Genomic DNA, 10489 nt, shown 5'->3' with positions numbered 1-10489 from the left:
ATACAGGAAGTCCTTTGCTTCTTTTAGCAGGTGCTGGAAGCGGCAAGACTTTGGTAATAACTAGAAAAATTGCTTATCTTATTAATGAACTTGAAGTACCGCCTGAAAATATACTTGCTGTTACATTTACTAATAAAGCAGCCAATGAAATGAAGCAGAGGGTTTGCAGTTTGCTTCCTGATATTAAGCCTAACAGATTATTTATAAGAACTTTTCACTCTGCATGTTTAAGGATTTTAAAAGAGAATGCTCATCGTTTGGGATATAAATCTAATTTTCTTATTTTGGATGAAGGAGATAAATTATCCATTGTAAAAAAAATAATGAAAGAAGAGTCTGTACCTAAAAGTATAACACCTAAAATGATTATGAAATTTATTTCAGCTAATAAAAATGAAATGGAAGACGGTATTGTTTTTGATAGGGATATTTTTGAGAATGTTTATAAAAAATATACAGAATATGAGCTTAATGAAAATGTAATGGATTTTGATGATCTTATATTAAACACTATAAAACTATTTGAACAGGAAAAAATTGTTTTAAATTATTACAGAAACAGATTTAAATATATTTTGGTTGATGAGTTTCAGGATACTAATCCTCAGCAGTATAAATTAATAAAATTATTGACTCAGGATGCAGAAAATGATTTAACTGTTGTAGGTGATGATGATCAGAGTATATATGCTTTTAGGGGTGCGAATGTTTTGAATATACTTGATTTTGAAAAAGATTATCCTAATACTAAAATAGTACGTCTTGAAGAAAATTACAGATGTCCTAAAGATGTTGTTGAAGCTGCTTTAAGTGTTATAAAAAATAATACAAACAGACATGAAAAGAATGTATTTTCAAATAAACCTAATGAGTTTAAAATTGAAAATTGGATTTGCTATAGTGATTTGGAAGAGGCTAGAAGCGTAGTTAATGAGATAGAGTCTTTATTTGATAATGGATTTGAGGCTAAAGATATTGTTATATTATTTAGAACGAATAGTCAGTCAAGAGCTTATGAAAAAGAATTGAGACTTCATTCTATTAATTATAAAATAGTCGGAGGTGTTGGATTTTTTGAACGCATTGAGATAAAAGATTCTATTTCTTTTTTAAGGCTTATGACTAGCTTTAATGATAATTTTAGCGTAAGGCGTACAATAAATACTCCCCCTAGAGCTATAGGGGAGAAAACTTTTGCCAATTTTGAAACTTTTGCTGATTCCAGAAAATTATCATTATTTGATGCTATTGATATATTGGAAGATTCTAATTTGAGCAAAAAGGCTGTTAATAATATTAAAGCATACAAGTATATAATAAATGAATATGCCTTAAAAATAAAAAATGATATTGTAAATGAAGATGGTATAAATATAGAAAATATATTTTTTGAATTTTTAAAGGAAATAGATTATTTTTCAATATTTAAAAGCGATGGAAACGATAGGGTTATAACAGCAGAAGAAAATATAAAAGAGCTTTTCAGAGGTTTTTATGATTATAAATCTATGGAGAATAATGCAACACTCATAACATTTTTAGAAGAAAATACTTTATACAGAGATTTAAATACAAATGATGAAAAAGAAGATTCTATTACATTAATGACAGTTCATAATGCCAAAGGATTAGAATTTGACGCTGTATTTATTACGGGATTAGAACATCAGGTTTTTCCTCATTATTTTTCACTTGAAGAGGAAGGCGGGATTGATGAAGAGAGAAGGCTTTTTTATGTGGCAATAACAAGGGCTAAGAGAAAGCTTTATTTAACTTATTCAAAAAGGCGAAGAGTAAATACAGGCATAATGGAGCAGATACCTTCATCATTTTTGATGGAAATTCCAAAACGTTTAATGCTTATAAAAGAAAAAGCAAACTATGCAGGAAATTATATGGATATAGATGAGGATGCTTTTGATTATTGATTTTTATTTAATTATCAATCTTTCTATAAACCTCATCAATACTCTTTTGAATCTCAATAGTTTTTTCAATAACGCTAATAACTTTCTGTATATGCATAATATCGTTAAGAGTGAGAGTCTCACGAGCCTTTATATATTTTTCTATAGGCTTGTAACCTCCGATTGAATAATTGTACACCTCTTCGCTGATGTTGTCGAAATATTGGGAGGAGTTTATTTTTATTTTGTTATCTTCAAACTTGCAGAAATCAATATTGTCATCGCCTGAAATAGGGTAGGAGGAAGAAGGAGCAGGCACTTTTTTAAGCAAATGCAAATCTATAAGGGCAGAACCTAAAGAGGAAAGCGAATCAAACAAAGAGCTGTCATCAGTGAAAGGAATATGCGGATAATCGTATTTTAAATCTTCTTTGTATCGGGAGCGGTATGTAGGAGCATAAAGCACGGCGTAGATATAGGAGAGTATTTTGTGCGGATAGTCTTCACTTTTGATGATAGACCCCCCTAAATATTTTTTGATGAAATCCAAGAAGGTAGCTTTAAAATTAGGCTTGCACTCCTCATCAAAATTTAAATCGGTAGAAGAATCAATATCCTCATAAATATAAAGCGGAGCAAAGTATGTTTCAGAGCCTGTTTTTGCACCACCTGTTGATACATCTATAATATAATTTGATACTAAGCCATGTTGAAAACCATATCCACCAGCTATTTGTCGTGGGAAAACTAGACCTATGTTGTTTTTATTAATCATATTGTAACTTATTTTTTTTGATGGTGTACCCAAAAAACCTTTTGATTTTCCTGTATAATAAGTGTATCTAAAATCAAAAGGTCTGTAATGTATTTTTGTAATTAAATTAAAAGAATATTCTTTATATTTTTCTAATATATCTTTTTTAGCATAAGACACTTTCCAATCTCTAGAATCTTTTGTGTTATATTTTTCCGTGAGTTTATCAATATCTAAGTTATAAAAGTCTAATATTACTTTTTTTATTTCATCTTTTGTATTATGAATAGTTATATAATCTCTTTCTGTTTTTACTCCGCTTCCAAATACTTCAAAAATCTCATGCAAACCTTTAAAATCATTTAAATATTTTTCATTGCTTTTTACTTCAGTAAACCAATGCCATTTTTCATCATCTTCCAATTTTTTCCATTTTTTATTTTCTTTGTCTATGTTTACAGATTTATCAATCAAATATTCTTTTTTATGATTTCTAGTTCCGAAAATCTCTTGAAAATATACTCCTCTATTTTTATTATTTTTTATTCCGCTCTTTACGAATAATGCTATGCACACACCTACATCTTTTATATTAAAAATATTAAAATCCTGACTGCCGTCCGGGCATTTTTCTCCCTTATTCATATTGCCATGCAAATCAAAAATATATATTTCATCAAATGTTTTCATTAGCTGATTACGCACTTCCCTATGTGTAACACCACTTATAAAAGAATTATTTACTATTACACCTATTATGCCCTGTTTGCTTTTCTCCATTTTCCAATGTGCAAATCTTAAAAATTTTATATAGTCATCATCTAAATTTAATTTCTTCTCGTTTAAATTCTGCTTATAATCTTTAAGTAAATTTATTATCCATTCCTTACAGTTTATTTCTTCTGATTTTGAATTATATGGAGGGTTGCCCATTATAACGAGTATAGGCTCTTCATTTTTTATTTTATAAGCCATATCAGCTTCAGCTTTCATATTCGGAAACATTGCCACATAACCGCCTGCACTATTATCCAAAGTATTAGTTAAATATAATTGCAGTCTTTCCCTGCTCTTATAATCATAATTCAAATCTTTCAAATATTCATGTATTCTAAAGTGTGTCAATACATAAGGTACTATTAAAAACTCAAAGCCGTAAAGTCTTTTCAATATAAACTCTGAAACTATTTTTTCCCATACGCCTCCTATACCGCTTGATTTGGCATTGCTGTATGCAAGCTCTATAGCCCCAAGCATAAATGTTCCAGTGCCTGCTGCAAAGTCAAGTATATGCACATTTTCTCCGTAAAGTCCCTCGCTTATATTGAGTTTATCTTTCAAAAGTTCATCTATAGATTTTATAATATATCTCACCGCCTCTATAGGTGTATAAAATACACCTCTGGCATTTCTTGTTTTCTCGTCAAACTCCTTCAAGAAATATTCATACATATATATAAATGGGTCTTCTTTATCATGATTTTCTTTATATGAAAGCTCGCCGTAAAATATATTTTCATTATAAGAATTAACCGCATTCATTATTGAAACTATAGAATAAAATATACCATTATTATTAAAATAGTTTATATCTATTTTCAAAAGAAACTCTTTAAATATTGGTATATAATCAGGCATATCTTTAAAACTGTTTAAATCAACATTTTTTCTTTTGCTTAGTCTGTAAAAAAGTAATGAAAAAGTGATAATCTGTGAGAAGGCATCAGCAAAATCTTTATCGCTCAAATCTTTAAATAAAGTGCTTTCAAATAATCCTTTTACATCTCTGCTTAAATATGATTCTTTATTTAATAATTCTAAATTTATAAAGTCCCTCAAAATCTTTGTTCTTCTAGCTAAAAGCGAAAGAAAATAATCTTTTTTATCGATCTCTTTTGCTTCACTCATAAAAAACATATCAAATATATTTATAAGTTTTTTATAATTTTCTTCTTCCTTATCTTTTTTCTTTTTCTCTTCATCATCATAAATGCATACATCATATTTTATAATAATATTGCCGTCATCTTCTTTTGAAAGTAAAATAAAATTAATATAATCAGTAAATATTAGATTATTATGAATATACAAATATTTTATTAACTGTTCTTTATATTTTTTATAAGCACCTTTTCCATTAATAGCTTTATTCAAATCAAAGTCTGTATCCTTACATTCAATAAATCCTATAAGCTGCTCATCTTCATTAACTATAGTAAAATCAGGAAATATTTTTTTATCATCTTCATCATCAATGCTTGATTCCTGCACTATTTTTATACTTTTATTTGGATATATATTAACTGCAAAAAATTTAATCATATTTTCTAAAGGGGTTCTATAGCTATGTTCATTGGAAGAGCCTTTTTCTTTGATTGAGTTTATTTCATCAATATAATTTTTTACAGCTTTAATATATTCTTTATTCATAAATGATTCCTGATATATATTATAAAATTTATTATAAACTAATAATCCTTTTATTAAAACAATATCTTGTAATTTTTTAAATTGCACTTTAGCTTTTCGTGGCTATGGCATAAAATTTTACGGATTGAAAAATTGATAAATTTTATACTAAATGTAACATATGATAAACGTATTTTATAATTGAATTACATTCTAAATTTGTATTTTCTTGTGGTAATGTAGGATTTATTATTGTAATAAAAAGGATAGAGCTTAAAAACTCTACCCTTAATTTTTCTACTTAGAATATATATTAAAGTTTATTCCATATCTTCTTAAAAAATACTGCCAAAAATACTATAACAGCAACACTAATAGCTAACTGGAAAACTCCTTCTATTATATCATCTAAATTATGAAGCATATACATCCCATAAAATCCGGGAACTAAAAATCTTGGAGCAAGAAATAATAATAATAACACAGCTATTGTAACTATTATAGGTATAAGCCATAATTTTCCTGATTTAACATTGTTTTTTTCTTCAGTATTTTCTTCTCTATTTATAACAGAATTATTATCACTTCTGTTATTATTGTCTTTTTTAAGGAAAAAAGCTATTAATATTGATATTACAGCAATGAAAATTCCTAATTTTAGTATTATTTCCGCAACATCTTCTAAGTTATAAAATAGATAGAACATATAATAATGTATACCTAAAAATTTACCGGCCATTATTAGTAATGCTGCTAAAGCAATAGTAGCAGAAATAACCATAAACTTTTTTGATTTTGCGATAGCCATTATATTATTTTTCATAAATGCCTCCTTATCTTAAAAAGATTATCTTATTCTTTTATTATTATCAGACTTCAGTTTATATTCAGGTTTTAATTCATATACTTTTTCGTATCTTGAATCATTTTCTCTTTTATCTATATTATTATTACTGTTTATATTATTAGGAAGTCTTTTTTCTCTTCTTTCATAATCTCTCATATCATATTCATATTGTCTGTCATCTATTACCTTTTCTCTTCTAGGTCTGTTATCGTTTCTATCATCATAATCCCTATAATCTCTTCTTTCATCATAGTTATCATAATCATCGTAATCGTCATAATCATCAGATCTTCTTCTATAGTCTCTGTCATCTCTTAAATTTCTGCGTTCTCTATCATCATAGTCGTCATAATCTCTGTCATCATATTTTTTTATTCTTCCTGTAGTTCTGTCATCTTTTAATACTTTTTTGATGAAGTACATTACAACTAATATCATCAAAACTATTCCGACTAATTTTCCGATATCTTCTATAAAATCAAAAGCATCATCTATTAAATCAAAACAATATAAATTAGATGACATAATTAAAATAGATATCAAACTCATAAGCCCTAATTTTTTCATTTTACTTTCCCCCTATTTATATAACATTAATTATCAGAGCTATTATCTTTTTTTATATATTTTTTCAAAAAGTATATAACTACTGCCAATATTACAACTATACCTATTATTTTAGCTAAATCATCAAAAATAAAATCAAAGGTATCTTCAATTAAATCAAAGCAGTAAAGATTAACACTCATAATAAAAGTAGATACTAAAGTTATAATTCCTAATTTTTTCATATATTTCCTCCTTAATTTGTTTTTTAAGAGGTATTCATCATATCCTTATATTTAAAGTATAACATATTATCGGAGTTTTGTAAAGTTTGTTTAAACAAATTTTACAATAAATAGTGTAATGTAAAGTAAATGTAAAGTAATATATAATACATTTTATACGTTTTTAGGTAGAATATAAAATTTTCATTATTGTATAATATTAATATAAAATATGTATTCCAGTATGGATAGATTAGAAACAAAGTAGATGCTTTCTTTGTTCCTTTTCGTATTCTTATTTATATTCCAGTATGGATAGATTAGAAACAAAATTAGCAACAGCTTTAGCATGTAATTGACCACTATTTATATTCCAGTATGGATAGATTAGAAACTAGATCTGATACTACTGGTGCTTCACTTTATACTCTATTTATATTCCAGTATGGATAGATTAGAAACCCTGTGATAGGTAAAGCGACTGGCTCACCTAGCTGTATTTATATTCCAGTATGGATAGATTAGAAACGATAATTTTATCATTTGGTTAAATATGAAAGAAGATATTTATATTCCAGTATGGATAGATTAGAAACCCCTATCTACGATGTCACGATGAGAGTTATATTCAATAATTTATATTCCAGTATGGATAGATTAGAAACCCCTATCTACGATGTCACGATGAGAGTTATATTCAATAATTTATATTCCAGTATGGATAGATTAGAAACATATAATGAGATGCGTATTAGAAATGATATCGTGTGATTTATATTCCAGTATGGATAGATTAGAAACTTTCAAATCGACATTAGTAGTACCAGAACTACCGTCATTTATATTCCAGTATGGATAGATTAGAAACGTAGAACTACCTACAAGATTTTGAAAAGTACTATTTATTTATATTCCAGTATGGATAGATTAGAAACATACTATGAGAGGTCAAAAAACTTTCAAGGTAGTACATTTACATTCCAGTATGGATAGATTAGAAACTAGAAGACTTTAGACAATTAACTACAAGTAGTAAATATTTACATTCCAGTATGGATAGATTAGAAACAGTTATTTAAATAAAGGCAGTCAAATAGCTATACAAATTTACATTCCAGTATGGATAGATTAGAAACACTATAGAAGAAGGGCTTGCGATAACTATTGTAATGATTTACATTCCAGTATGGATAGATTAGAAACAAATAATGGGAGGGTAAAACTCACAGGCGAAATAACATTTACATTCCAGTATGGATAGATTAGAAACTAAAAGATAACTGGCAGGCTTTAGCAAATAATATTGCATTTACATTCCAGTATGGATAGATTAGAAACTAACGAAGTGGACGCATGGAGAACACTGTCAGCAAAATTTACATTCCAGTATGGATAGATTAGAAACTGCTATTTTTTTCGCTATCCAATCGGGGATGTAGTTATTTACATTCCAGTATGGATAGATTAGAAACCATTTAATACTTGATTTAGCAGTACATTTAAAGTATATTTACATTCCAGTATGGATAGATTAGAAACTATCATTCAAATATATTCTAAAATCATAAATGAGAAATTTACATTCCAGTATGGATAGATTAGAAACGGAGGTAAAAATGGATAACATATATCAAGGAAATACATTTACATTCCAGTATGGATAGATTAGAAACGCGTGGTACCTCTTTTTTTGCAACTCCTTTTTGAACATTTACATTCCAGTATGGATAGATTAGAAACTTGGATTAAAAAAGTCCTTAAGATTGTCAATGTTGTAATTTACATTCCAGTATGGATAGATTAGAAACGGAAAGAAAAGAAAGCTAAATGTTGATAAAGTAGAAATTTACATTCCAGTATGGATAGATTAGAAACTTTATTTTGAGGGGGGGGAAATCCCCTGCCGCATAAAAATTTACATTCCAGTATGGATAGATTAGAAACTTACCGCTAATGTTCCTTTTACTGTGAAAGTATAAACATTTACATTCCAGTATGGATTTTCGTGCTTTTACAATATAGTTCTGATTTTTTCATATTTACATTCCAGTATGGATAGATTAGAAACCTACATAATAATCGCCTACAGCATACTGTTTAATATTATTTACATTCCAGTATGGTTAGATTAGAAACTTGATGATTCAGGTTTGACAAAATCTCAAAAGAAAAATTTACATTCCAGTATGGTTAGATTAGAAACCAATTTAATCCTGCATTTGTATGGCTTAGTTATCAATTTACATTCCAGTATGGTTAGATTAGAAACTATTAATAATTACAGTAATGTAACTTTTTTATTTTTATTTACATTCCAGTATTGTTAGATTAGAAACATAAAAACTTTCGTGTTTTATAGGAAATTGTTGCATATTTACATTCCAGTATGGTTAGATTAGAAACAATATATTAGATTTATCTACTACACAAGTTAACAAAATTTACATTCCAGTATGCTTACATTAGAAACATATTGAATACGGAGATAATGAAACCGTTTAATAAAATTTACATTCCAGTATGGTTAGATTAGAAACTTTAAGCAATGATTTTGTATTAGATAAGATATTAAAATTTACATTCCAGTATGGTTAGATTAGAAACTTACTTACATCAGTATTAGCTTGTTCACTTACATCTATTTACATTCCAGTATGGTTAGATTAGAAACAAAAAAAGCACTATTATTATAAATATAATTATTTTGATTTACATTCCAGTATGGTTAGATTAGAAACTTTATCTTCATTACTTAAATTACTATATCTTAAACAATTTACATTCCAGTATGGTTAGATTAGAAACTTTTTGTTTTAAGATAAATAAAGACTGTTCAGCATTATTTACATTCCAGTATGGTTAGATTAGAAACTCGAATTTGCAGACTTATGGTTTAAGTTAATTAAAAATTTACATTCCAGTATGGTTAGATTAGAAACGAAATCTGCCGGCATCACGTGTGGTAAAGTATTCATATTTACATTCCAGTATGGTTAGATTAGAAACAATATTAGGTGATAGCTTCAAACAGTATAAAGCAAAATTTACATTCCAGTATGGTTAGATTAGAAACACTAACTAGCTTTATTATTCTACTCATTAATTCAAGATTTACATTCCAGTATGGTTAGATTAGAAACGCATTTAATATTATTTCATCTCCTGTTCCAACCCCGATTTACATTCCAGTATGGTTAGATTAGAAACTATTCTACCGTTTTTATTAATCTCTTCTGTGCTTGTATTTACATTCCAGTATGGTTAGATTAGAAACTTTTTTTGCTTTTTTTTTCTCATTTTTTTTTTATCGATTTACATTCCAGTATGGTTAGATTAGAAACACATATCGTACTTTTTTTGTAGCATTGAGAAACTTAATTTACATTCCAGTATGGTTAGATTAGAAACTCAAAAACAAGCGTTGACTGATTTTGCTAAAATACAATTTACATTCCAGTATGGTTAGATTAGAAACGGGAATCGATGCACGTGAATGGTATGAGTTTAGAGAATTTACATTCCAGTATGGTTAGATTAGAAACATAGCAAGACCACGATTAATTATAAAATGTCTTGAAATTTACATTCCAGTATGGTTAGATTAGAAACGGATAGACAGGGGCAAAACTTTTACTTGCTAAATATAATTTACATTCCAGTATGGTTAGATTAGAAACAAATCGTAATTTGCCTTTAAGAAGATTAGATTCTAAATTTACATTCCAGTATGGTTAGATTAGAAACATGGTATAACTCCGCAGGACAGACTTTCTAATTCTTATTTACATTCCAGTATGGTTAG

Annotated in this window: 5 protein-coding genes and 1 CRISPR repeat array; of the genes, 1 reads left to right on the top strand and 4 read right to left on the bottom strand. The window is 27.7% G+C overall.

All coding sequences use genetic code 11. From position 1 onward, the window contains the following. A partial coding sequence (locus Q0J90_RS10060) for an ATP-dependent helicase (protein WP_297277771.1) occupies positions 1–1928 on the top strand: 1928 nt, incomplete at its 5' end. A gap of 7 nt (positions 1929–1935) precedes the next feature. On the opposite strand, the gene Q0J90_RS10055 is transcribed toward Q0J90_RS10060, so the two are convergent. The 4 genes from Q0J90_RS10055 to Q0J90_RS10040 all read right to left on the bottom strand — a co-directional run bounded on the left by Q0J90_RS10055 (position 1936) and on the right by Q0J90_RS10040 (position 6708). Next, positions 1936–5091, bottom strand: a complete 3156-nt coding sequence (locus Q0J90_RS10055) for a type ISP restriction/modification enzyme (protein WP_297277770.1) — start codon at positions 5089–5091, stop codon at positions 1936–1938. A 292-nt stretch (positions 5092–5383) separates the two neighbouring features. Further along, the gene (locus Q0J90_RS10050; RefSeq protein WP_297277769.1) at positions 5384–5893 is read right to left on the bottom strand and encodes a hypothetical protein; all 510 of its coding nucleotides are present in this window, start codon (positions 5891–5893) and stop codon (positions 5384–5386) included. A 24-nt stretch (positions 5894–5917) separates the two neighbouring features. Next, positions 5918–6484 carry a hypothetical protein gene (locus tag Q0J90_RS10045; protein WP_297277768.1) on the bottom strand — a complete coding sequence of 189 codons (567 nt, stop codon included), beginning with the start codon at positions 6482–6484 and terminating at the stop codon, positions 5918–5920. Between the two features lie 26 nt (positions 6485–6510). Next, positions 6511–6708, bottom strand: a complete 198-nt coding sequence (locus Q0J90_RS10040; protein WP_297277767.1) for a hypothetical protein — start codon at positions 6706–6708, stop codon at positions 6511–6513. 209 nt (positions 6709–6917) lie between these two features. Next, a CRISPR array of direct repeats spans positions 6918–10489; the repeat unit is 31 nt; unit sequence ATTTACATTCCAGTATGGTTAGATTAGAAAC.

Source organism: uncultured Brachyspira sp. (assembly GCF_944390595.1).
Classification (GTDB): domain Bacteria; phylum Spirochaetota; class Brachyspiria; order Brachyspirales; family Brachyspiraceae; genus Brachyspira.
This window is presented reverse-complemented; position numbering and strand designations above follow the sequence as displayed.